The sequence below is a fragment of the Aeromonas sp. 5HA1 genome, assembly GCF_029237245.1.
Taxonomy (GTDB): domain Bacteria; phylum Pseudomonadota; class Gammaproteobacteria; order Enterobacterales; family Aeromonadaceae; genus Aeromonas; species Aeromonas salmonicida.
Genome location: NZ_JAACFW010000001.1, coordinates 172,488 through 193,119 on the forward strand (window position 1 = coordinate 172,488; position 20,632 = coordinate 193,119).

General features: G+C 58.9%; 24 protein-coding genes. 10 read left to right on the forward strand and 14 right to left on the reverse strand.

The genetic code is table 11. From position 1 onward, the window contains the following. Positions 1 to 12: 12 nt before the first annotated feature. From nqrE to GWQ27_RS00755, 5 genes are read right to left on the reverse strand one after another with little or no spacing between them, the layout of a single operon-like run. Positions 13 to 609: an NADH:ubiquinone reductase (Na(+)-transporting) subunit E gene (gene nqrE, locus GWQ27_RS00735; protein WP_021139368.1), complete on the reverse strand. Its 597-nt coding sequence runs from the start codon at positions 607 to 609 to the stop codon at positions 13 to 15. Between the two features lie 3 nt (positions 610 to 612). Further along, entirely contained in the window at positions 613 to 1,245 is a 633-nt protein-coding gene (locus GWQ27_RS00740; RefSeq protein WP_021139369.1) for an NADH:ubiquinone reductase (Na(+)-transporting) subunit D, read from the reverse strand. Continuing rightward, positions 1,238 to 2,026, reverse strand: a complete 789-nt coding sequence (locus tag GWQ27_RS00745) for a Na(+)-translocating NADH-quinone reductase subunit C (protein WP_021139370.1) — start codon at positions 2,024 to 2,026, stop codon at positions 1,238 to 1,240. Before GWQ27_RS00745 ends, GWQ27_RS00740 begins: the two co-directional genes overlap by 8 nt. Then, positions 2,016 to 3,245, reverse strand: a complete 1,230-nt coding sequence (locus tag GWQ27_RS00750) for an NADH:ubiquinone reductase (Na(+)-transporting) subunit B (RefSeq protein WP_021139371.1) — start codon at positions 3,243 to 3,245, stop codon at positions 2,016 to 2,018. The genes GWQ27_RS00745 and GWQ27_RS00750 overlap by 11 nt, the downstream gene beginning before the upstream one ends. A gap of 3 nt (positions 3,246 to 3,248) precedes the next feature. Continuing rightward, positions 3,249 to 4,592 carry a Na(+)-translocating NADH-quinone reductase subunit A gene (locus tag GWQ27_RS00755; RefSeq protein ID WP_219598513.1) on the reverse strand — a complete coding sequence of 448 codons (1,344 nt, stop codon included), beginning with the start codon at positions 4,590 to 4,592 and terminating at the stop codon, positions 3,249 to 3,251. 83 nt (positions 4,593 to 4,675) lie between these two features. Here GWQ27_RS00755 and GWQ27_RS00760 point away from each other — a divergent pair, with 83 nt between their 5' ends. Further along, positions 4,676 to 4,990, forward strand: a complete 315-nt coding sequence (locus GWQ27_RS00760; protein ID WP_059112150.1) for a hypothetical protein — start codon at positions 4,676 to 4,678, stop codon at positions 4,988 to 4,990. Between the two features lie 43 nt (positions 4,991 to 5,033). Here GWQ27_RS00760 and GWQ27_RS00765 read toward each other — a convergent pair whose 3' ends face one another. Beyond that, entirely contained in the window at positions 5,034 to 5,354 is a 321-nt protein-coding gene (locus GWQ27_RS00765; RefSeq protein WP_059112151.1) for a BolA/IbaG family iron-sulfur metabolism protein, read from the reverse strand. Positions 5,355 to 5,548: 194 nt separating this feature from the next. Here GWQ27_RS00765 and GWQ27_RS00770 point away from each other — a divergent pair, with 194 nt between their 5' ends. The 6 genes from GWQ27_RS00770 to GWQ27_RS00795 all read left to right on the forward strand — a co-directional run bounded on the left by GWQ27_RS00770 (position 5,549) and on the right by GWQ27_RS00795 (position 10,758). Further along, positions 5,549 to 6,682: a methyltransferase gene (locus GWQ27_RS00770; RefSeq protein ID WP_275906431.1), complete on the forward strand. Its 1,134-nt coding sequence runs from the start codon at positions 5,549 to 5,551 to the stop codon at positions 6,680 to 6,682. Positions 6,683 to 6,706: 24 nt separating this feature from the next. Then, positions 6,707 to 7,279: a YajG family lipoprotein gene (locus GWQ27_RS00775; RefSeq protein ID WP_159165759.1), complete on the forward strand. Its 573-nt coding sequence runs from the start codon at positions 6,707 to 6,709 to the stop codon at positions 7,277 to 7,279. Positions 7,280 to 7,296: 17 nt separating this feature from the next. Beyond that, the gene (locus GWQ27_RS00780) at positions 7,297 to 7,848 is read left to right on the forward strand and encodes a peptidylprolyl isomerase (RefSeq protein WP_159165758.1); all 552 of its coding nucleotides are present in this window, start codon (positions 7,297 to 7,299) and stop codon (positions 7,846 to 7,848) included. 116 nt (positions 7,849 to 7,964) lie between these two features. Beyond that, the gene (locus tag GWQ27_RS00785) at positions 7,965 to 8,294 is read left to right on the forward strand and encodes a hypothetical protein (RefSeq protein WP_159165757.1); all 330 of its coding nucleotides are present in this window, start codon (positions 7,965 to 7,967) and stop codon (positions 8,292 to 8,294) included. Between the two features lie 85 nt (positions 8,295 to 8,379). Then, complete coding sequence (locus GWQ27_RS00790; RefSeq protein ID WP_275906432.1) at positions 8,380 to 9,759, forward strand: MFS transporter; 1,380 nt, start codon at positions 8,380 to 8,382, stop codon at positions 9,757 to 9,759. Between the two features lie 156 nt (positions 9,760 to 9,915). Further along, positions 9,916 to 10,758, forward strand: coding sequence for an outer membrane protein OmpK (locus GWQ27_RS00795; protein WP_021139380.1), 843 nt, complete (start codon positions 9,916 to 9,918; stop codon positions 10,756 to 10,758). 132 nt (positions 10,759 to 10,890) lie between these two features. On the opposite strand, the gene GWQ27_RS00800 is transcribed toward GWQ27_RS00795, so the two are convergent. After that, positions 10,891 to 11,373 (reverse strand): YajQ family cyclic di-GMP-binding protein, encoded by a 483-nt coding sequence (locus tag GWQ27_RS00800; protein ID WP_005311958.1) that lies wholly within the window; start codon positions 11,371 to 11,373, stop codon positions 10,891 to 10,893. Between the two features lie 199 nt (positions 11,374 to 11,572). On the opposite strand from GWQ27_RS00800, the gene GWQ27_RS00805 reads away from it, so the two are divergent. Together GWQ27_RS00805 and GWQ27_RS00810 are read left to right on the forward strand one after the other, a co-directional pair. Further along, positions 11,573 to 12,520 carry a 2-dehydropantoate 2-reductase gene (locus GWQ27_RS00805; RefSeq protein ID WP_275906433.1) on the forward strand — a complete coding sequence of 316 codons (948 nt, stop codon included), beginning with the start codon at positions 11,573 to 11,575 and terminating at the stop codon, positions 12,518 to 12,520. Positions 12,521 to 12,555: 35 nt separating this feature from the next. Then, positions 12,556 to 13,131 (forward strand): DJ-1 family glyoxalase III, encoded by a 576-nt coding sequence (locus GWQ27_RS00810; RefSeq protein WP_275906434.1) that lies wholly within the window; start codon positions 12,556 to 12,558, stop codon positions 13,129 to 13,131. A 110-nt stretch (positions 13,132 to 13,241) separates the two neighbouring features. On the opposite strand, the gene alsS is transcribed toward GWQ27_RS00810, so the two are convergent. Both alsS and budA read right to left on the reverse strand, forming a co-directional pair. After that, positions 13,242 to 14,912, reverse strand: a complete 1,671-nt coding sequence (gene alsS, locus GWQ27_RS00815) for an acetolactate synthase AlsS (protein ID WP_275906435.1) — start codon at positions 14,910 to 14,912, stop codon at positions 13,242 to 13,244. Positions 14,913 to 14,939: 27 nt separating this feature from the next. Then, entirely contained in the window at positions 14,940 to 15,719 is a 780-nt protein-coding gene (gene budA, locus GWQ27_RS00820; protein WP_005311953.1) for an acetolactate decarboxylase, read from the reverse strand. Between the two features lie 109 nt (positions 15,720 to 15,828). Between budA and GWQ27_RS00825 the strand changes: the two genes are divergently transcribed. Beyond that, positions 15,829 to 16,713 carry a LysR family transcriptional regulator gene (locus GWQ27_RS00825; protein WP_234576405.1) on the forward strand — a complete coding sequence of 295 codons (885 nt, stop codon included), beginning with the start codon at positions 15,829 to 15,831 and terminating at the stop codon, positions 16,711 to 16,713. 287 nt (positions 16,714 to 17,000) lie between these two features. Here the strand turns inward: GWQ27_RS00825 and GWQ27_RS00830 are convergent, their stop codons facing one another. Genes GWQ27_RS00830 through GWQ27_RS00850 form a run of 5 tightly spaced genes read right to left on the reverse strand, consistent with a single transcriptional unit; the run spans position 17,001 to position 20,632 of the window. Continuing rightward, positions 17,001 to 17,882 carry a F0F1 ATP synthase subunit gamma gene (locus GWQ27_RS00830; protein ID WP_099991859.1) on the reverse strand — a complete coding sequence of 294 codons (882 nt, stop codon included), beginning with the start codon at positions 17,880 to 17,882 and terminating at the stop codon, positions 17,001 to 17,003. Continuing rightward, positions 17,879 to 19,420 carry an alternate F1F0 ATPase, F1 subunit alpha gene (locus GWQ27_RS00835; protein ID WP_275906436.1) on the reverse strand — a complete coding sequence of 514 codons (1,542 nt, stop codon included), beginning with the start codon at positions 19,418 to 19,420 and terminating at the stop codon, positions 17,879 to 17,881. Before GWQ27_RS00835 ends, GWQ27_RS00830 begins: the two co-directional genes overlap by 4 nt. Further along, a complete protein-coding gene (locus GWQ27_RS00840; protein WP_275906437.1) occupies positions 19,410 to 20,198 on the reverse strand; it encodes a F0F1 ATP synthase subunit delta in 789 nt (262 codons plus the stop codon). The genes GWQ27_RS00835 and GWQ27_RS00840 overlap by 11 nt, the downstream gene beginning before the upstream one ends. Before the next feature lie 3 nt (positions 20,199 to 20,201). Next, positions 20,202 to 20,483: a F0F1 ATP synthase subunit C gene (locus tag GWQ27_RS00845; RefSeq protein ID WP_099991851.1), complete on the reverse strand. Its 282-nt coding sequence runs from the start codon at positions 20,481 to 20,483 to the stop codon at positions 20,202 to 20,204. Between the two features lie 2 nt (positions 20,484 to 20,485). Further along, complete coding sequence (locus GWQ27_RS00850) at positions 20,486 to 20,632, reverse strand: hypothetical protein (protein ID WP_275906438.1); 147 nt, start codon at positions 20,630 to 20,632, stop codon at positions 20,486 to 20,488.

Sequence of the window (20,632 nt, forward strand, 5' to 3'; positions counted from 1 at the left end):
TTCCTTTTCCGATTACAGGGAAATACCAGAGAAGGACATAAAGCCCAGCGCCATGAGTCCCGCGGTGATGAAGGTGATGCCCAGTCCACGCAGACCTTGCGGCACGTCGGAGTACTTCATCTTCTCGCGGATCCCCGCCATCGCCACGATGGCAAGCATCCAGCCGGCACCCGACCCCACGCCATAGACCACAGACTCCACAAAGTTGTAGTCACGCTGCACCATGAAGGAGACGCCACCGAAGATGGCGCAGTTCACGGTAATGAGCGGCAGGAAGATACCGAGCGCGTTGTAGAGCGCAGGGAAGTACTTGTCCAGCGCCATCTCCAGGATCTGCACCAGGGCTGCAATCACACCGATAAAGGTGATGAAGCTCAGGAAGCTGAGATCCAGGCCGGAGACCAGGGCACCATCCTTGAGGACGTAGTTGTAGATCAGGTTGTTGGCCGGAACGGCAACGGTCTGAACCACGATAACGGCAATCCCCAGACCCATGGCGGTCTTGACCTTCTTGGACACTGCCAGGAAGGTACACATCCCCAGGAAGAAAGAGAGGGCCAGGTTTTCGATGAAAATCGAACGAATCAACAGACTCAGATAGTGTTCCATACCTTAATCCTTCGCCTCCACCTGCTTGGGATCCTTGGTGCGAACGCCCCAAATGATCAGACCAATGATGAAGAACGCACTCGGCGGCAGCAGCAGCAGACCGTTAGGCACATACCAGCCACCATTGTTCACCAGCGGCAGCAGCTCGATACCGAACCAGGTGCCGGAACCCAGGATCTCACGCACTGTGGCCACGGTCAGCAGCACGGCGCCGTAACCCAGACCGTTACCGATGCCATCCAGGAAGGAGGGCAACGGAGCGCTCTTCATGGCATAGGCTTCGGCACGACCCATCACGATACAGTTGGTGATGATGAGGCCCACGAATACCGACAGTTGCTTGGAGATCTCATAGGCATAAGCCTTGAGCACCTGGTCAACCACGATAACCAGTGACGCTATGATCGCCATCTGGGCGATGATCCGCACACTGTTCGGGATCTGGTTGCGGATCAGGGAGATGAACAGGTTGGAGAAGGCAGTGACCGAGATAACGGCCAGCGTCATCACGAATGCCGTCTTCATCTGGCTGGTAACGGCCAGCGCGGAACAGACACCCAGCACCTGCAAGGCGATGGGGTTGTTGCCGAGCACAGGCGTCAACAGCAACTTCTTCATTTCGCTCTTGTCAGCCATTGTTGATTTCTCCTGCACGAATCTTGGCCAGGAAAGGACCAAAGCCCTTGGGTCCCATCCAGAAGTCGAACGTGTGCTGTACACCGTTACCGGTCAGAGTCGCGCCAGACAGGCCATCGATCTCATGCTTGGAACCTTCAGGGGCGTGGCCCTTGATGACTCGCAAGGCTGGCATGCCGTCCTGATCGAACAACTTCTTGTCCTTGAACAGACCTTGCCAGACCGGGTTTCCAATCTCGCCGCCCAGACCCGGGGTTTCACCATGGTCATAGTAGGTGATGCCCTTGATGGTCTCGCCATCTGCCGCCACGGCAACGAAGGCATACATGGTGGACCACAGCCCCTGGCCATAAATTGGCAGAATGATGTTGTCGACCTTGCCTTGCGCATCCTTGGCGAAGAACACAGGGATCAGCCTGGAGATTTGACGCAAACCAGCCTTGTCATCGGCAGGTGCCAGACGAATGCTTTTTGCCGGGTCTTTCGCTGCCAGCTTGGTGTCGAAGTTGTCGGCATCGCCGTCAACGAATTCACCGGTAGTCAGGTCAACCAGACGCGCTTCAATCTTGTCACCGTACAGTTGGGCCAGGTCACGCTTGGCCACACTGCTGATATCGACACCGGCAACGGACAGGATATTGCTTTGCTTGTCCAGCGCCTTGTTTTCCAGCTGAGCCGGACGCAGCCCCACAGCAGCCACTGAGACCACGATGGAACACACCAGACACAGACCAGCCACGACGGTAAGGGTGCCGACGGTAGAGTCTTTATTAAACGCCACGAGCGATCCTCCGCTTGATGTTCGCCTGCGCCACGAAATGGTCAAACAAGGGGGCAAACAGGTTGGCAAACAGAATGGCCAACATCATGCCTTCCGGGAAAGCGGGGTTCACCACCCGGATCAGCACTACCATGACGCCGATCAGGGCGCCATACCACCACTTGCCCTTGTTGGTAAAGGCGGCGGAGACCGGATCGGTCGCCATGAATGCCATACCGAAGGCAAAGCCGCCCAGCACCAGATGCCAGTGCCACGGCATGCTGAACATGGGGTTGGTATCGGAACCTATGACGTTGAACAGCAGGGAGGTGGCGACCATACCGATCATCACGCCTGCGATGATGCGCCAGGAGGCGATCCGCATGTAGACGATCATGGCAGCACCGATGAGGATCATCAGGGTAGAGACTTCACCGATGGAACCCGGCAGGTTGCCAAGGAAAGCGTCCATCCAGCTGATGGCCTGGCCGGTTGTACCGTTGATCAGCGCCATCTGGCCGCCCTGGGCCCATTGGCTCAGCGCAGTCGCGCCCGAATAGCCATCAACGGCAACCCAGACGGCATCACCGGAGATCTGGCCCGGGTAGGCGAAGAACAGGAACGCACGACCCGCCAGGGCCGGGTTCAGGAAGTTCTTGCCGGTACCACCGAACACCTCTTTGGCCATCACCACACCGAAGGTGATACCCAGAGCGGCTTGCCACAAGGGCAGCTCTGGCGGCACTATCAGGGCGAACAGGATGGAGGTCACGAAGAAGCCTTCGTTGATCTCGTGCTTGCGCACCATGGCGAACAGCACTTCCCAGAAACCACCGACCAGGAACACGGTCAGGTAGATGGGCAGGAAGTGAGCCGCACCGATCAGCATCTTGCTGCCGATACCGGCAACCGCTGGATCCAGTGAGGCTCCCAGCAGAGTCGCTATGGTGTATTGCCAGGTATCGGCACCGGCCGCGCTGCCCAGATGGGCGATGGCGGCGATGGACTGGTTGCCGACGTTGAACATGCCCCAGAACATGGCCGGGAACACGGCCAGCCACACCATGATCATCATGCGCTTCAGATCGATCGCATCACGGACGTGGGCAGCGTTGCGGGTCACGGACCCGGGGGTATAAAACAGGGTGTACGCCGCTTCGAACAGGGCATAGTACTTGGCGTACTTGCCACCCGGCTCGAAGTGATGTTCCATATTTTCAAGAAGTTGCTTGAAACTCATCGCTTAACCTTCCAGTTCTATCTTGGTCAGGCACTCACGCAAGATCGGGCCGTACTCTGTCTTGCCGGGGCAGACGAAGGTACACAGCGCCAAATCTTCCTCATCCAGCTCAAGGCAACCGAGCGCTTGCGCACTGTCGGCATCGCCGGAGACCAGATCTCGCAGCAGCAGGGTCGGCAGGATGTCGAGCGGCATCACACGCTCATAGTTGCCGATAGGCACCATGGAGCGATCACTACCGTTGGTGGTGGTAGTGAAGTTGATGAGCTTGCCCTTCATCAGATGAGAGAGCGTCGTACGGGTGATGGAGAATTTGCTGGCACTGGGTTTGACCCATCCCAGAAACTCTTTCTCACGACCTTCACTCAGCACGCTCACCTGATTGTGGTAACGACCCAGGTAGTCATGAACCCCTTCGGCCTTGGCACCACTGAGCAGGGAACCGGAAATGACGCGGTTTTCACCCGCGCGCAGCTCGTTGTTGGTCAACTGGCTGATGCAGGCACCCAGACGGGTACGCAGCAGGCGTGGCTTGAGTACGTTCGGGCCAGCCAGGGCGATCACCTTGTCGGTGAAGATCTGGCCAGTGGTGAACAACTTGCCGTACGCGATGACATCCTGATAGTTGATATGCCACTGCACCTTCTTGGTGCTGACCGGATCCAGGAAATGGATATGGGTACCTGGCAGACCGGCAGGATGCGGACCGACGAACACTTCTTCTTTGACTTGCGCCAGAGAAGCGTGCGGCAGGCTGGCCTCGCCTTTACAGACGTAGACGGCGCCATCGGTCAGGCGCGTCAATACGGCCAGACCATCGAGGAAAGCCTGTGACTGTTCCTTGATGATGAGCTCGGCATTGGCAGCCAGCGGGTTGGTGTCCATGGCGGTGACGAAAATGGCACGGGGAGAAGACTCCACGGCCGGCACCTTGCTGAACGGGCGAGTACGCAACGCAGTCCATTGGCCTGATGCGACCAGGATCTCCTGCACCTTGCTGCGCGCGAGCTGTGCCAGCTCGGCAGACGCAAAGTGTTCAAAGGTCACCTGCTCGTCGGACCCATCGATATCGATGACAACGGATTGCAGAATGCGCTTGGCACCCCGGTTGATCTCTGAAACCACACCGGTGGCAGGGGCCGTGAATTTAACGCCAGGGTTCTTCTTATCTTCGAAGAGCTCCTGACCTTTAATGACGCGATCACCTACTTTGACAAGCATAGTAGGACGCATCCCCACGAACTCTTCGCCGAGTGTAGCAACACGGGTGATGGCCGGGCCATCGTAGATTACTTGCTCCGGAGCACCCAGCACGGGGATGTCCAGTCCTCTTTTAATTGTAATCATACTCACTTGCACTACCGTTAAGGGAAGACAGGTTGGTTAGCGCCGAGAAATACATCACGACGAGTTGTTGAATGAGCCCGTTCATGTTGCAGGATAATGTCGAAGCGACAAACAAATCAGCAACATACAGGGTCATTCAAAAGCGCTTGAGTTTAGCACTTATGGCAAGTCAGCTTCTATGCAAAATGGGGAAAATCCCCGCTCTATCACAAAATCATCGAAATTTAATCGCGCCGTTTTTTTCGCTAAACCTCAGGCTCTGCGTTGAGTTAGCCATTAATACCCCAAAATGGGTAATAGTTTTTATGTTCAAAAATGGATTAGAAATTTTGATGTCTGGGCAGGGGAATAGCGCCCTGCTTCCGGACACAAGACGCAGCCCAAAAAACGTTTGTTAATTGTTAACTGGTCGCGGATTAAGTAACTGATTAGTCAATAATGTTAGGTCAGCCCATTTTTGCTGACACAGCTCGGCGTCTTTGGTGCCTGCTCCCGTTGCAACCACTCCTGCTCCGTATAGGTATGCAACGCCAGTGCATGAATGGCGCCAGCCAGCTCGTCGGCCAGCACGGCATTGACCTGACGATGGCGGGCCAGCAACCGGTGACCTTCGAAATGCGGGCTCACCACCACCACCTTGAAGTGGCTCTCGGAACCCGGTGCCACCCTGTGCATATAGCTTTCGTTGACGACCTCAAGATGAGTGGGGGACAAGGCAGCGGCCAGCTTGGCCTCTATCTGTTGTTGCATGGTCACGAGCATCACTCCCAAAATAGATGTCCGGCCATTGTAGCCAGAGTTGGCGGTATGACGAAATTGCCCGGCGTGGGAAAATGGCCGCAAATTTGCCCCGCCCACACAGCTGCCGGACTGGTGAAATTCTCCGCCCCCGCTAGAATAGCGCCACTTTGCGCCCCGTCGGCGCCTGTTTTATGAATCACGTTGGACTCTCGCTTATGCAAACCCTTCTCGACACGGCTCATTGTCGTCTGACCCTGTATCGCTACCCACGCCAGAGCCAGGATCCGTTGCAAGCCTGGGATGCGGCAGACGAGTATCTGATCAATACCCTGGCCGAGACGCCACTCGAACAAGCCGGCCCCGTCATCATCATGAATGACGGCTTCGGCGCACTGGCGGCGTTTCTGCATCCTCACGCCCCTGTCTGTGTCAGCGACTCCTATATCAGCGAGCGGGCGACCCTTGCCAACCTCGCAGAGAACGAACTGGATCCTCACGCCATCAGATTGCAGGATGCGCTCGCGCCACTGCCCCTGGCTCCGGCACTGGTAGTGATCAAGGTATCCAAGTATCAGGCGCTGCTGGAGCAGCAACTGCTGGCATTGCGTGCGGTGGTCACACCGGCTACTCGCGTCATTGCCGCCGGCAAGGCCAAGGACATTCACAGCTCGACCCTGGCATTGTTTGAAAAATACCTGGGGCCGACCCGCACCTCGCTGGCCTGGAAGAAGGCGCGCCTGATCCATTGTGAGCCGCAAGCGATACACCCGGAACTGGCCAACCCCTATCCGACGGTCTGGCCGCTGGAGGGCACCGGCATGCTCATCCACAACCATGCCAACGTGTTTTCGCGTACCAGCCTGGATATAGGTGCCCGCTTCATGCTGGACAATTTGCCTGTCCACAGTGCGCGCAAGGTGATCGATCTCGGTTGCGGCAACGGTGTGCTGGGGCTGGCACTGCTGGCGAAGGATCCCGAGGTGGAAGTGACCTTCATCGACGAGTCCTATATGGCAGTGGCCTCGGCGCAACTCAACGTCGAGCACAATCTGCCAGACGGCCTGCCGCGGGCCCGCTTCATGGTCAATAACTGTCTCGACGGTGTGGCTGTCGGTTCGGCGGACAGGATCCTCTGCAATCCCCCCTTCCACCAGCTGCAGGCTATTACCGATCATATTGCCTGGCAGATGTTCACCGATGCCCACCGGGTGTTGCCCCAGGGGGGCGAACTCTGGATAGTAGGCAACCGTCATCTGGATTATCACAACAAACTCAAGCGCCTGTTTGCCAACGCACAAGTCGTTGCGTCGAACAGCAAATTCGTTATTTTGAAAGCCATCAAACGCTAAAGATAAGGTTAAAGGAAACCCATGATGAAAAAGTCAATCTTGCTGCTGGCCGCCCTGATGCTGGGTGGTTGTGCCACTCACTGGCCGGAAACCGCGCTGCTGAACCCGCAGGTCATCCCCTCCAACCAGCAGTACTACTCTGGCAACCGCATCACCCTGGAAGGGGTCGACAAGCGTGAAGCCGCCTACGTCTTCTCCATCAAGAAGAAAGAGAAGGCAGCCGTGCTGGTCAACAGCGAACAGCCGCTCAACAACCTGCTGGCCGAGAAACTGGCCGAAGGGCTGCGCAGTCAGGGACTGATCGTTGGCAACAGCGGTACCACCAACCTGACCCTGGCCATCTCCAGCGCCGCCGTCACGGTGGAAGAGAAAACCTTCACCTATGTCACCAAGTCCCGCGTCAGCCTGCAGGTGATTGCCGACTTCCAGGGCAGCAAGCTGACCAAGCAGTTCAACATGTCTTCCAGCAAGGAAGGTCCGGGGGAGCCGAGCATGGCCGAACTGGAATCCATCCTGAACCAGCAATTGGGCAGCCTGCTGCAACAGATCATGACGGATGACGCTCTGCGTGGTTACCTCAAGGGTCAGCCGAGCTGAGAAAGGAGAGCTAAACAATGAAGAAACTCTGGTTACTGGCCATGCTGATCGCCCCGCTGGCGTTTGCCGGCCCCAAGGTCAGGATGGAGACCAACCACGGCAATATAGTGGTGGAGCTGGCATCCAAACAGGCGCCGCAGACGGTGAAGAACTTCCTGCGCTACGTAGCGGACGGCAGTTATGACGGCAGCCTGTTCCACCGGGTGATCCAGGATTTCGTGGTGCAGGGGGGCGGCTACAACCAGCAGTTCCAGCAACTGCCGACCTTCGATCCCGTGGTCAACGAATCCAAGGGCGGCCTGCCCAACAAACGCGGCAGCATCGCCATGGCCCGTACCCAGGCCGTGGACAGCGCCACCCGCCAGTTCTACTTCAACCTGACCGACAACAATAACCTCAACGCCAATGCCGGCGCCGGTTATACCGTATTCGGCCAGGTCGTGCAGGGTATGGATGTACTGGACAAGCTGGCCCAGGTGCAGACGGGTTACAGCTCCATTCTGCGCGCCAACGACGTACCCACCAGCCCCATCATCCTGAAGAAGATGGTGTTGCTGGCGGAGAAATAACACGAGCCGGATCACATTCCGCCGCGTCTTTGCCCGGGTCACCGGTGCCCCTTTCTATACTCTGACCCTGCCCCGTTTCCCCGGGGCAGGGCCCACCCGAAGAGAAGGAGGTTCCGGTGATCTACCACCAGTATTTAACCCAACACGCCGTCCCGCTGGCTCAGGCGGTTCGTCACTTTCTGGCACGAGAAATCCCCTATCAGCAGTTGGAAGACTTGAGCTGGCAGCTCCTCTCCCACTGGCAAGATTTGCCCCACGATCCCTATAACACCCAAGCCGCCACCGATCAGGAAGGGGTCTTCTGGTTCCTGCTGCACAGCCTGCATCAGTGGGACGAGCAGCAGATCATCGCCGATGTCTGGCTGCGCATGCAGCTGATGGCGTGTGCCAATTATCTGACCATGGAAGGCCCCTGCCCCCGCCACTGCATGGGTTCCCGCCCCTGAATCCTGGTCCGCCCTGCTCGGCTTGCCTTGGCTATCCCCCCCGAACCTGACAAAATGGCGCAATTTTCCCAGAGGAGTCAGGTATTTGAACACTGTCCGCACACCGAGCTGGCGAGACTCGCTCGCCGTCTATCTTGAGTCTCGGGTCCTCATCCTGTTTGCCATGGGCTTCTCTTCCGGTCTGCCGCTGCTGCTGGTGTTTGGCACCCTGTCGTTCTGGCTGCGCGAGGCCGATGTCAGCCTGACCGACATAGGTTACATGAGCTGGGTAGCACTGGCTTATGGCTTCAAGTGGCTGTGGTCACCGCTGGTCGATCGACTGCCCCTGCCACTGCTCTCCCGCTGGCTGGGGCGGCGTCGCAGCTGGATGCTGCTCTCCCAGATACTGATTGCCGCGTCACTGGTGGGCATGGCCTTCTGCGATCCCAAGACCCAGCTGGCCCAACTGGCCCTGTTCGCCCTGTTGGTGGCGTTCGCCTCCGCCACTCAGGACATCGTCATCGACGCCTATCGCATCGAGTCGGCGCCGGAGCGGCTACAGGCGGCCATGGCCGCCTCCTATATGACAGGTTATCGACTGGCGATGATCATGGCGGGTGCGGGGGCACTGGCGCTGGCAGCCTGGCTTGGCAGCAACACCGGTTATGACTACAACGGCTGGCGACTCACCTATCTGCTGATGGCGGGACTCATGTCTCTTGGCGTCATCACCACACTGATCTGCCATGAGCCGGATATCGATCTCGCCGGTCAGGACGAACAGCAGGAGGCGCGCAAGGCGCTGCTGCTCTCCCATGGCTGGCCAACCTCGCTGGCCGGAGTCGGTGCCTGGATCTATGAGGCCATCTGGTGTCCGTTTGCCGATTTCTTCCGCCGTTACGGTGGATCGGCCATGCTGATCCTCGGGCTCATCGCCTGCTATCGCATCTCGGACGTGGTGATGGGCGTGATGTCCAACAGCTTCTACGTGGACATGCAGTTCAGCAAGACAGAAGTGGCCACCATTACCAAGGTGTATGGCGTCATCATGACGCTGGTGGGTGCTGCCCTGGGGGGCGTGCTGGTGATGCGCTTTGGTACCTTGCGGATCCTGTTCCTCGGCGCCCTGCTCACCGCCAGCACCAACCTGTTGTTTGCCCTGCTCAACGAAGTGGGCCACAACCTGCAGCTGCTGACCCTGATCATCTCGGTCGACAACCTGAGCGCCGGCATAGCGACTGCCGCCTTCGTGACCTATCTGTCGAGCCTGACCAACGTGGCCTTCTCCGCCACCCAATACGCCCTGTTCAGCTCCGTCATGCTGCTGATGCCCAAGCTGCTGGCAGGTTTTTCCGGCCGCTTTGTCGAACAGTTTGGCTACAGCACCTTCTTTATTGGCACCAGCCTGCTTGGCATTCCGGTGTTGATCCTGATCGTCATGGTTGCCAGACGAGGAAGGGCTTTGCTCTCGGAATCGGACAAATAGCAAGCGTTTGCGTGAAATTGGGGGTGATTAGATTCACACTTCCGAATAAAGTTCCCCGGTGCTTGTTTCTCCGATGAATTTATTTGGCTAGAATCCCTCCCGCTCCTTGTGGGCAGGCTACGGAAAACCTCAACTAACGCACAAGAGACCAATAAAATGGCCAAATTTACCAAGACTCTGATCGCTGCCGGTCTGCTGGCTGCTGCCGCTACTCCGGCCTTCGCTGCTGACTACAGCGGTGACATCCACAAGAATGATTACAAGTGGATGCAGTTCAACGTCATGCACACCATCGACCAGCGTCCCTTCACCTCCGGTCAAGATAGCTACAACGATACCTATTTCGAAATGGAATTCGGTGGTCGCTCCGGTCTGTTTGACCTGTACGGCTACGTTGATGTGTTCGACATCTTCGACTCCCGTCACAGCGACAAGCACAATGGTCAGAACCTGTTCATGAAGTTTGCGCCGCGTATGTCTCTGGATGCGCTGACTGGTAAAGATCTCTCCTTCGGCCCGGTGCAAGAGGTGTACATCGCCTCCCTGAACAACATCGGCGACAACCAGATGGAAAACATGATCGGTCTGGGTGCTGATGTCATGGTTCCCTGGTTCGGCAAAGTTGGCATGAACCTGTATGCCCGCCACGCTACCGAAAACCAGTTCTTCACCGAAGAAGAAGGTGACTGGAACGGTTACTGGTTCGCCATGAACTGGTTCAAGCCTTTCTACACCTTCAGCAACGGCAGCTTCGTTTCCTATCAGGGTTACCTGGATTACGCCTTCGACCTGGATACCCACAACCGTGCTGACCGCACCAGCGACAACATGGCGACCTTCCACGGTATCTACTGGCACTCCGACCGCTACGCAGTGGGTTATGGCCTGAAGTACTTCATGGATGCCTACGGCACCAAAGACGGCTCTACCGCGTTTGACGGTACCGCCTGGAAGAGCTCTGGCTTCAGCCACTACTTCTCCGTTACCTACAAGTTCTAATCGAACGGGTAATGTGGACACAAAAAAACCGGAGCAGCTGCTCCGGTTTTTTATGGCTTTGTCATCGAGCCTTTTGCTATCGCACTATGTGCAATCGAACAAGGGAGAGGGCCGAACCCTCCCCGCCCGTCATCAATCGCGGAAATTCTGGAACTGCATCGGCTGACCCAGCTCGGCACCACGTACCAGCGCCATGGCTTCCTGCAGATCGTCACGCTTCTTGCCGGTGACACGTACTTCATCACCCTGAATGGCGACCTGCACCTTGATCTTGGAATCCTTGATCAACTTCACCAGCTTCTTGGCGATCTCTTTCTCGATCCCCTGCTTGAACTTGACGTTCAGGTGGAAACGCTTGCCTGAGTGAACGCTGTCACCCACGTCCATTGAGCTGTTCTCGATGTTGCGCTTGAGCAGGGCTGCGCGCAGGATCTCGACCATCTGCTTGAGCTGGAAGTCGGCATCGGCCTCCAGCTTTACTTCTTCCTTGTTCAGCTCGAAGCTGGCTTCAACACCACGAAAATCGAAACGGGTCGCCAGTTCACGATTGGCGTTATCGACGGCGTTCAACACCTCGTTCATTTTGACTTCAGAGACAATATCGAATGACGGCATGTCAGGGCTCCTCATGTTGCGCTATAAGGGCGCAAATCTACCAGAAAACCGGCAAATTTGCTGATTTCGATGGGGTTGCTCTGCTAGAATCCCCTGCGCACAGGAATGGCGAGACCCGTTAGTGTCCGCCAAGCGACATTTCACTTATCCCCGGTAAATGGTTGATCGGAATGCAACCCTACCTTGATTGAGTCTCTCCATGCCAAGCGGATTACGCGATTACAACCTTAAAACAAGCCGACTGCCCTCCTCCCCCCAATGGTCACTGCTGGGCTGCGGCGCCCTGGGTGGTGTCTTCGCCTCCCTGCTGACTCAAAGCGGCCAATCGACCCGCGTCTTGCTGCGCGATCGCCACCGTTCGACCCTGCACCCCGGGATTGATTTCACCTCGCTGGAAGGCCAGACCCAGCTGATCGCCATCGAGCGCGGCTTCGTCGACCAGCCCGGTCAGATCAAGCGCCTGCTGGTGATGACCAAGGCAGGTCAGGTCGTGTCGGCCTTGACCCCCTTGGCAGGCAAGCTGGCGGCGGGCGTGCCCATAGTGCTGCTGCACAATGGCATGGGCATTGCCGAGCAGGTGGTGCAGCTGTTTCCGCATAATCCTGTCATTGCGGGCGTCACCAGCCACGGCGCCATGCAGAGCGGTCACTTCGTGTTCCGCCACACCGGCAAGGGCGAGACCTGGCTCGGCCCGGTCAATGAAGCGGCCATGGCTCATGCCTCCCTGGCAGAGGATCTCGCCGCCGCCCTCGGTCAGGCCGGTTGGGATGAGCAGATCCTGGTTCGCCAGTGGCAAAAACTCGCCATCAACTGCGCTATCAATCCACTGACGGCGCTCTATAAGCTCAAAAATGGCGAGCTGGCCGGCCCTCGCTTCGCCGATGCCCTGCAACAGATCTGCGTGGAAGTGGCCGACGTCATGCAGGCCGAAGGCCAGCCCACCAGCAGCGATGAGCTGCTGCGCCGCGCCATGACGGTGGTCGAGTTGACCGCCGACAACTACTCCTCCATGCATCAGGATATGGAGCAGGGGCGCGAGACAGAGATCGAGGCCATCACCGGCTTCCTGCTGGCCTGCGCCGCCAAACACGGCATAGCGGTGCCGGTCAATCAGGGCCTCTATCAGGCCATCAAAGAGAAGAGCTGAGCCCGCCGAGATGGCGGGTAACCAAGGAGTGCAGCATGACAGTATTGGTATTGGTAGCACCGGGGTCTGAAGAGATCGAAACCGTCGCCATCGTCGACACCCTGGTGCGCGCCCGCATCGAGGTGCTGCTGGCCTCCTGCTGTCCGGCGGGTCTGCGCCAGATCCGTGCCTCTCGCGGGGTACAGCTGGTCGCTGACTATCATATCGACGAGCTGACCAGCCGTGACTTCGAAGCCATCGTCGTGCCGGGCGGTTTGCCCGGCAGCGAGGCCATCCGCGATACGCCGCTCGCCATCGATCTGCTCAGGGAACAGGCGGCGCTCGGCCGCTGGCGGGCGGCTATGTGCGCCGCCCCCGTGGTGGTACTGCAACATCATGAGCTGCTGGGGCATGCCAACGTGACCTGCCACCCGGGCTTGCAGGCCCAACTGCCCACCAGCCAGCTCAGCACGGCGCGGGTCGTGACGGACGAGACACATCGCCTGATCACCAGCCAGGGGCCAGGCTCCGCCATCGAATTTGCCCTCGAGATCGTGCGGGTGCTGCGCGGAGATGACACCGCCCTCGCGGTAGCCGGCCCCATGGTGATGCCCCCTTCTGTCATGCCATGACCCCTGTTGCCATCGCGGATGCCCTCTCGTCATGACAGAGCGCCCCTTGCCAGCCGGCAAGGGGCGCTCTGTTGTTGGCGGACACCACTCGGACTGCCCCCCTTCAATCGCTAGCTCAACAACTCTGGCCTGAGCTGCTCCATCAGCAGGTGGTTGTCACTGTAATCCACCGGTATGGCCACCACGGCAGGCCCAACGACCGCCATGGCGGCGCGCAGGATCGGCCGCAAGTCTTCGGCACTGGTGACCGCAAACCCTGCCGCCCCGAAGGACTCGGCATAGGCCTTGAAGTTGATGGGCCCGAAGCTCACCCCCGAGCTGCGACGGTACTTTTTCTCCTCCTGCATCGCCACCATGTTGTAGCCGTTATCGACCCAGATGATGTGCACTATGTTGGATTTGAGCCGCACCGCCGTCTCCAGCTCCATGCTCGACTGCATGAAGCTGCCATCGCCGGAGACAGAGATGATCTTCTCACCCGGCCTTACCATGGCCGCACCTATGGCCCAGGGCAGCGCCACCCCCATGGTCTGCTGACCGTTGGAGATAAGCACCTGGCGCGCCCGGAAGCTGTAGAGGTAGCGGGCAATCCAGATGTGGAAGCTGCCCATGTCCACGCACAGTGTCATGTCCTGCCCTATGATGTCCTGCAGCTCCTTGACGATGCGCAGCGGATGGATGGGCATGCCCCCCAGATGCTGGGCATGCTGGGTCAGCTGGTGACGCTGGGCCCGTATCTCCCCAAGCAGGGCCGCGATGGCGGGATCCCGTGCCAGCGGCTTGTGCAACATCTTGGTCAAGCAATACAGATTGGCACTGATGGAGCCCACCAGCTCAACCGCCGGGCAGTAGCTGCTGTCGATCTCCGCAGGCAGGGCATCGATGTGCAGCAATTGCCGCTCACCCGTGCCATTCCACAGCACAGGGTCATATTCGATGGGGCTGTAACCTATGCAGATCACCAGATCCGCATCCTGCAGCAACCTGTCCCCCGGCTGGTTGTTGAACAGCCCGACCCGACCGGCGAAGTCATCGAAATGGTGGGTATCCACCACACCGGCCGCCTGATAGGTGCCCGTCACCGGCAACCGGCTTTTGTCGAGAAAAGCGCGCACCGCGAGGGAATTCTCGGGCCGGCTGGCCAGCAGGCCGAGCAGCACCACCGGCTTGCGGGCCTGTGCCAGCAGGCTCAGCGCCCTGTCGATGCCTGCCTCATCGGCGGCGCCCGGTTCGGGTATGGCTCTGGGCACCAGGATGGCGCCATCGGTCGGCTCGTTGATGATGTCCATGGGCAGGCTGACGAAGGCGGCGCCGGGGCGACCCAGCTCGGCGGACCGAAAGGCGTTGGCCATCACCTCGGACAGGGCGGATCCGGTGCCCACCTGGGCGCTGAACTTGGTGACGGGGCGGCACAGGCTGACGGTGTCCAGGCTCTGGTGAGTGAGCTTGAGGCCATCGGCACGTCGCACGGCGCCCCCCAGCGCCACCATGGCATCCCCTTCAGAGGTGGCGGTCGCGAGGCCGGTGATCAGGTTGGCGCAACCCGGGCCCGAGGTCACCAGCGCCACCCCGGCCTTGCCGGTCAGACGGCCCACAGCGGCGGCCATGAAGGCGGCGTTCGCCTCGTGGCGCACCACTATGGTGTCGATGGGGGAATCTTCCAGGGCATCGAATACCCGGTCGATCTTGGCCCCCGGAATACCGAATACCTGCTTGACGCCCTGCGCCTCCAGATGGCGTACGACCAGCTCGGCCCCACAGCCCCAGTGTTGATTTTCCATGAGAATAACTCCTTGTAAGCGAAGGGCTTAGCCTTCGGCAGCGCGGATGGCGCGGTCCAGATCGGCGGGATTGAGGTCAGCCTGTTGAAAGGCAGGGTTGCGCGGCAGCTCTATGTTGAGATGCTGAACCACAGACAACTGCAACTGGCCGTGGCCCATGGCGTAATCGAGGATGTGACCACCGCCTTTGCGATCTTCGGTGATGAAGTGCTCGTGATAGCCGGCCACATTGATCCCCTGCACGAAGGGCGGGCAGCGAAAGCCCACCAGGGTGCCGCGCCGCTGGCTGAAGGAGAACAACGGCTGTGCCTCTATGGCCTCCAGCATGGGCTTGTAGGGCGGGGTCTGGCAGGGCACTGTGCGTACCTGGGCCTGCTCAAACAGACCATCGAGGCGAAAAGCGACGAAGACGTTGTCGGTGCCCACCAGCTGATCGATCCACTGATGGATCTCGTCGCGGCTGAGGGGGTGATCGAAGCGGCGCTCCAGACAGGGCCGAAAGTGAGTCATCACCGCAAACGGGGTTTTCTGCCCGGCCTGGGCAGGACGGGCCGAGCCATCGGCCTTGAGCTGATGGATCTGGCGTTCGAACGCAATCAGCTCGCCGTCGAGCCGGTTGAAGGTGCCAAGGCCGAAGTCGCCGTGGCGCAGCAGATCGGCCATGGTGGTCTCGCCCTCATAGACGCCTGCCAGCAGGGCGCTCATCAAGGAGCTCTGATAGACCTCGCCACCACCCTGACGGGCTTGCCAGCGAGCAAACTGCTGGCTGATCTCGATGGCACAGTCACACTGTGTATGGGTTTCCATTTGGATTTAACCTCCAATCCTGTTAGGTTGGCGAATCAGGATTCAATAGTGACCAAGATCACACTTTGATACCAATATCCAAACTCATCAGCTTCGAGACGTACCAGATATGGAATTTCGTTACCTGCGCTACCTGGTAGCCGTGGCAGAGAAGCAGAGCTTTACCAAGGCGGCCGAGGCGCTGGGCATGGCCCAGCCGCCTCTCAGCCAGCAGATCCGCAAATTTGAACAGGAGGTGGGCACGCCGCTGTTTCACCGGCTGACCCGCAGTGTGGAGCTGACCGAGGCGGGGCTGAGCCTCTATCAGGATGCCAAGGGCATACTGTCGCAAACCGAGCAGGCCATGCAGAAAGCCCAGCGCATTGCCCGCGGTCAGCTTGGCTCCCTGCGCCTGGGCTTTGCCGGCTCCACTGTGCTGCACCCGAGCGTGCTGCGCCTCATCCACGACTTTCGTCAGGCCTGGCCCGAGGTGAGCCTGCACCCCATCGAGAACAGCATGCCCAATCTGGTGCGCGACCTGGTGAGCGAGGAGCTGGATGCCGCCATACTGCGCCTGCCGTGCAGCAGCAGCTCGGCGCTGACCCACCATCTCATCGATGAGGAGGAGATGCTGATCGCCCTCCCCCCGCACCACCCGCTGGCAAGCACGGGCGCCATCGCCATCGAGGCCCTGGCGCAAGACCCCTTCATCCTGTTCCCCCGCGAACTGGGGCCGGGCCTGCACGATGCCATCACCCAACGCTGCCAGCGGGCAGGTTTCAGCCCTCGGCTCGGCAGCCAGAGCCCGCAGGTGATCTCCACCGTCGGCATGGTGCAGGCCGGTTTCGGGGTTGCCATCATCCCGCGATCTGTGAGCGAGCTGCACCCCCACGGCGTCAGCTATCACCCCATCGCCGATGAACCGCTCACCACCCGCATCAGCCTCGCCACCCGCCGCCATCCACGCCAGAAAAGCCTGCAGCACCTGATAGGGCTGATCCCGAGCCGGCGCTGAGCCTCCCCAGGCACTGGCCGACATCCCATCAGCAGAACAACAAGGCACATGTGAACGAGACGCTGGCGGGGGTCAGAGCCATGGACGAGGTGGCAGGGCTGGGCACACTCGTGCGGCCAGCATCCAATCCGGTTGGACAGGCGACCTAAATGGATTGATGAGGTTCACGAACATGGGCATTCATGGCGTTATCCAACCGACAGGCCAGCATGCGACCGCCATGAATTGTCACCCTCTCACCGGGCATGCCACGGGTGATATACGCCCTCCTCTCTCTTGCCTTGGATCTAGTCATCCGGCAGCACATCAAAACCGGCGATCACATCAAACAACTCTTCATCGATGGCACTCTGGCGAAGGCGATGAAATTCACTTTCAAGCGTATCCAGCAATTCACCAATGTTTTTCTCCGCCCGTTGCATGGCAGCAAGCCGGCTGGCATTTTCACTCGCGAGCGACTCGGCACACGCACGAAACAAGGAGATAAAGAGATACTCGCGCACCAACGCCATCTGGGTATTTTCCCTGCGACCAATCAACTCTGGCAGACACTGGGTCGGCCAGCTCCGGGTCATCAAGGCCTGTTGCCAGGTGGCATCGAGGGGGAGGAAGGGTTGACAGACAGGCTCGTAAAGCGAGCCGGACTTTGGGCGGTTGTGAAACAAGAGGATATTGCTGACTTCTCCGCGCTCGCGCAGAGATTCTGTCTCGATAAGGATCTCGCTGACCAGCGGAGTGATCGCCGAGATGGCGCTGGGCAGACGAAAAGCCCGTCCCAAGGTAAGGGCGCTGTCATCGAGGCGGGAGCGGATACGATCACCTGCAGTCCAGATGATTTTACGACCTGGCAGCTTATCCAGCGTTTCACTGACGAACTCAACCAATGATTCGTTAAACTGCCCGACCAGCCCCTGATCCGACCCGAATACGATGACACCCGTGGGCCCCTCATCCTTGAGCGCTGCGGGCCGAACCAGGTCGCCCTGCTGTTGGCGAAAAAAGGTCAGCAGGCCGAGTTGAACCGTTCGGTCATAGTCATCCAGGGAACGCACCGCATTTTCATACTGACCAATGCTCGAGGCGGCCATCGCCTTCATCGTCCGCACAACGGATTCGAGGTCACTGGCACTGGCTATCTGGCGACGCAGACTGACGGCTGTTTTACTCATTCGCTTACCTCGTCAACCGGCTGGAACTGAACGAGTGCTTGCCGCGCCAGGTCAACTATCTGAGCACTGTCTTCATCCTCGAGTGTTTCGGTGCTTTCCAAGCGGGCGCAGAGCGCTGGCGAGACCTGGTCGGCGGCATCGCAAACGGCATCCTCGGCTTCTTTCATCCTGTCGAGCGGGATCTGATCAAACAAACCCGCACTCAGCGCCAGCAACACTGCAATTTGCTGCACCATGGGGAAGGGTGAAAACTCTTGTTGTTTCAAACAGGCACGGATGCGACGGCCATGCGCGATCTGCAACTGAGTGGCTGCATCGAGTCGGGCGCCGAAGCGCGAAAAGGTTTCCAGCTCTTCGAACTGGGCATAGGCCAGCTTGAGATCACCGGCAACAGCCCGATAGGCAGCACGCTGCGCCTTGCCGCCAACCCGCGACACGGACTGGCCGACATCGACCGCAGGCAACACCCCCAATTCGAAGAGAACGGGTGACAGGTAAATTTGACCATCGGTGATCGATATCAGGTTGGTCGGGATGTAAGCCGACATATCCTGAGCTTCGGTCTCTATGATGGGCAAGGCCGTCAGAGAGCCGCCACCAAGTTCCTTGCACAGATGGGTGGCTCTCTCGAGCAGACGCGAATGGATGTAGAAAATGTCACCGGGAAAGGCTTCGCGACCCGGCGGTCGACGCAGCAGCAAGGAGAGTTCTCGATAGGCACGGGCGTGATGTGTCAGGTCATCGTAAACCACCAGCACATCGCGCCCCTGCTCCATGAAATACTCAGCAATGCTGGTCGCGGCATAGGGCGTGATATAGGCCAGACCAGGGGGATCGTTTCCTTCAGCAACGACGACAACCGTGTACTCCAGCGCCCCCTTTTCTCGCAGCGTCGCAATCACCTTGGCAACGCCGGCGGCACGCTGGCCAATGGCACAGTAGACACAGAGCACATTCTTGTCACGCTGATTGAGAATGGCGTCCAGTGCAATGGCCGTCTTGCCAGTCTGCCTGTCACCCAGGATCAATTCGCGCTGGCCGCGTCCAATGGGAATGAGCGCATCAACGACCTTGATGCCGGTTTGCAAGGGCACTGTGACCGGGGCCCGATCCATGATATCAGCGGCAGGACGCTCGATCGGCAGGCGCTCCCCGGGCAACAATGGCCCTTGATCGTCGAGAGGCTCGCCCAGAGGATTGATGACCCGGCCAATCAGGCGCTCCCCGACCGGCACATCGACAACATGGCCACTGCGCTCAACCTGGTCGCCAGCGTGCAACAGCCAATAATTTCCAAGCAGCACAACGCCAATCTCATCTTCATCGACATTGAAGGCAATGCCCTGAATGCCGCCGGGGAAAACAAGTACCTCTTCAAAGCCGACACCCGGCAGGCCGGAGACGCTGGCAATACCGGCGGCAACGCGGGTGATGTAGCCGACTTCCCGGGTCACTATGCCATGAACAAAGGTGTCGCGGCCCTTCTCAATAGCGGAGAAAGTCGATGCCAATACCTGCTGCAGAGTATCAGGAGGCATTGGCTGTACCTTCTGGAGTACTGGCGGGTTTGAGCAGCTCACCAATGCTTTTTTCCAAGCTGACCAAGTATTCGGCAATGCTCCAGTCAACCTTGTAACCTTCGGCGCGCAGCTCTATGCCACACACGAGTTCCGGCACAGTTTCATAGCGCAACGCGGGGGCCTTATCTTGTAATGGCTGGATAGTCGTCTCCAGCAAGCTGCGCTGCTCGTCCGACAACGCGAAGGTACTGCTGACCACCAGTGGCTGCCCGGAGGTCTGCAACGCCTTGCTCAGCGCCGCCTTGTCGGTGTCGTTCAGGTCACGCAGGTGGGCGACGAACACATCGACCATACGGGCCTCGAGCGTGATACCGGCAAGATCGGTCAATGCCTTGCCCGCAATGGCAAAGACCTCCTGGCTGGTCCGCTGGCGAATATCATGGTGCAGTGCGTGCGCCTCGCTTTGCAGGGAAGCTTTGCCTTTGGCAATCAGGGCGCTCGCAGCTTGCCTTGCCTCGTCAAGCAGCCGCTGGCGCTCGACATGAGCAGCCTCTGTTGCCTCTTTGAGGAGTGTTGCCTTGTTGCGATCGAGCTCGGAATTTCGTTGCTCAAAATTTTCTCTCTCCTCTGTAGCCGATGCTTGCTGTTTAGCTGCATTGGCCAGCTCGGTAGCAATGCGCTTCTCACGGGCGTCAATTGCATCGAGTATCGGGTGATAGAGAAAGCGTTTCAGCAGCCAGGCCAGGATCAAAAAGTTGACCACTTGCGCGCCGACGGTGAACCAGTCGATAAGCATGATCTATTTTCCTGCCACGGCGGCGATGGCTTGATTCCAGAACGGATTGGCGAAGATCAGGATCATCGACACCACAAAACAGTAGATAGCCACCGACTCGACCATGGCCAAGCCAACGAACAGGGTACGAGTGATGGTGGCTGATGCATCAGGTTGTTGCGCCAGCGCGCTAAGCGCCATCGCCACCGCCCGGCCTTCACCGAGCGCCGGGCCTATGCTGCCAATGGCGATGGTCAAGCCAGATGTGATAATCGAAGCAATGGCAATGAGGGTCAAACTGTCCATGATCAGTCCTTTTGGGAAATGGGTGTGGTTTCGGGAGCTACTTCAGGCTTGGGTTCACGGACCCGGGTGGCAGCGGCGATGTAGACGGCCGCCAGAATGCTGAAGATATAGGCCTGCACCATGCCGGTCAGCAGTCCTAACGCACTCAT

Excerpts from the sequence above, each read along its gene's own strand:
- nqrE (WP_021139368.1), bottom strand. The coding sequence starts at position 609 with ATGGAACACTATCTGAGTCTGTTGATTCGTTCGATTTTCATCGAAAAC.
- GWQ27_RS00740 (WP_021139369.1), bottom strand. The coding sequence starts at position 1,245 with ATGGCTGACAAGAGCGAAATGAAGAAGTTGCTGTTGACGCCTGTGCTC.
- GWQ27_RS00750 (WP_021139371.1), bottom strand. The coding sequence starts at position 3,245 with ATGAGTTTCAAGCAACTTCTTGAAAATATGGAACATCACTTCGAGCCG.
- GWQ27_RS00755 (WP_219598513.1), bottom strand. The coding sequence starts at position 4,592 with ATGATTACAATTAAAAGAGGACTGGACATCCCCGTGCTGGGTGCTCCG.
- GWQ27_RS00760 (WP_059112150.1), top strand. The coding sequence starts at position 4,676 with ATGTTGCAGGATAATGTCGAAGCGACAAACAAATCAGCAACATACAGG.
- GWQ27_RS00765 (WP_059112151.1), bottom strand. The coding sequence starts at position 5,354 with ATGCTCGTGACCATGCAACAACAGATAGAGGCCAAGCTGGCCGCTGCC.
- GWQ27_RS00770 (WP_275906431.1), top strand. The coding sequence starts at position 5,549 with ATGCAAACCCTTCTCGACACGGCTCATTGTCGTCTGACCCTGTATCGC.
- GWQ27_RS00775 (WP_159165759.1), top strand. The coding sequence starts at position 6,707 with ATGAAAAAGTCAATCTTGCTGCTGGCCGCCCTGATGCTGGGTGGTTGT.
- GWQ27_RS00780 (WP_159165758.1), top strand. The coding sequence starts at position 7,297 with ATGAAGAAACTCTGGTTACTGGCCATGCTGATCGCCCCGCTGGCGTTT.
- GWQ27_RS00795 (WP_021139380.1), top strand. The coding sequence starts at position 9,916 with ATGGCCAAATTTACCAAGACTCTGATCGCTGCCGGTCTGCTGGCTGCT.
- GWQ27_RS00800 (WP_005311958.1), bottom strand. The coding sequence starts at position 11,373 with ATGCCGTCATTCGATATTGTCTCTGAAGTCAAAATGAACGAGGTGTTG.
- GWQ27_RS00805 (WP_275906433.1), top strand. The coding sequence starts at position 11,573 with ATGCCAAGCGGATTACGCGATTACAACCTTAAAACAAGCCGACTGCCC.
- GWQ27_RS00810 (WP_275906434.1), top strand. The coding sequence starts at position 12,556 with ATGACAGTATTGGTATTGGTAGCACCGGGGTCTGAAGAGATCGAAACC.
- alsS (WP_275906435.1), bottom strand. The coding sequence starts at position 14,912 with ATGGAAAATCAACACTGGGGCTGTGGGGCCGAGCTGGTCGTACGCCAT.
- budA (WP_005311953.1), bottom strand. The coding sequence starts at position 15,719 with ATGGAAACCCATACACAGTGTGACTGTGCCATCGAGATCAGCCAGCAG.
- GWQ27_RS00825 (WP_234576405.1), top strand. The coding sequence starts at position 15,829 with ATGGAATTTCGTTACCTGCGCTACCTGGTAGCCGTGGCAGAGAAGCAG.
- GWQ27_RS00830 (WP_099991859.1), bottom strand. The coding sequence starts at position 17,882 with ATGAGTAAAACAGCCGTCAGTCTGCGTCGCCAGATAGCCAGTGCCAGT.
- GWQ27_RS00835 (WP_275906436.1), bottom strand. The coding sequence starts at position 19,420 with ATGCCTCCTGATACTCTGCAGCAGGTATTGGCATCGACTTTCTCCGCT.
- GWQ27_RS00840 (WP_275906437.1), bottom strand. The coding sequence starts at position 20,198 with ATGCTTATCGACTGGTTCACCGTCGGCGCGCAAGTGGTCAACTTTTTG.
- GWQ27_RS00845 (WP_099991851.1), bottom strand. The coding sequence starts at position 20,483 with ATGGACAGTTTGACCCTCATTGCCATTGCTTCGATTATCACATCTGGC.
- GWQ27_RS00850 (WP_275906438.1), bottom strand. The coding sequence starts at position 20,632 with ATGAGTGCGTTAGGACTGCTGACCGGCATGGTGCAGGCCTATATCTTC.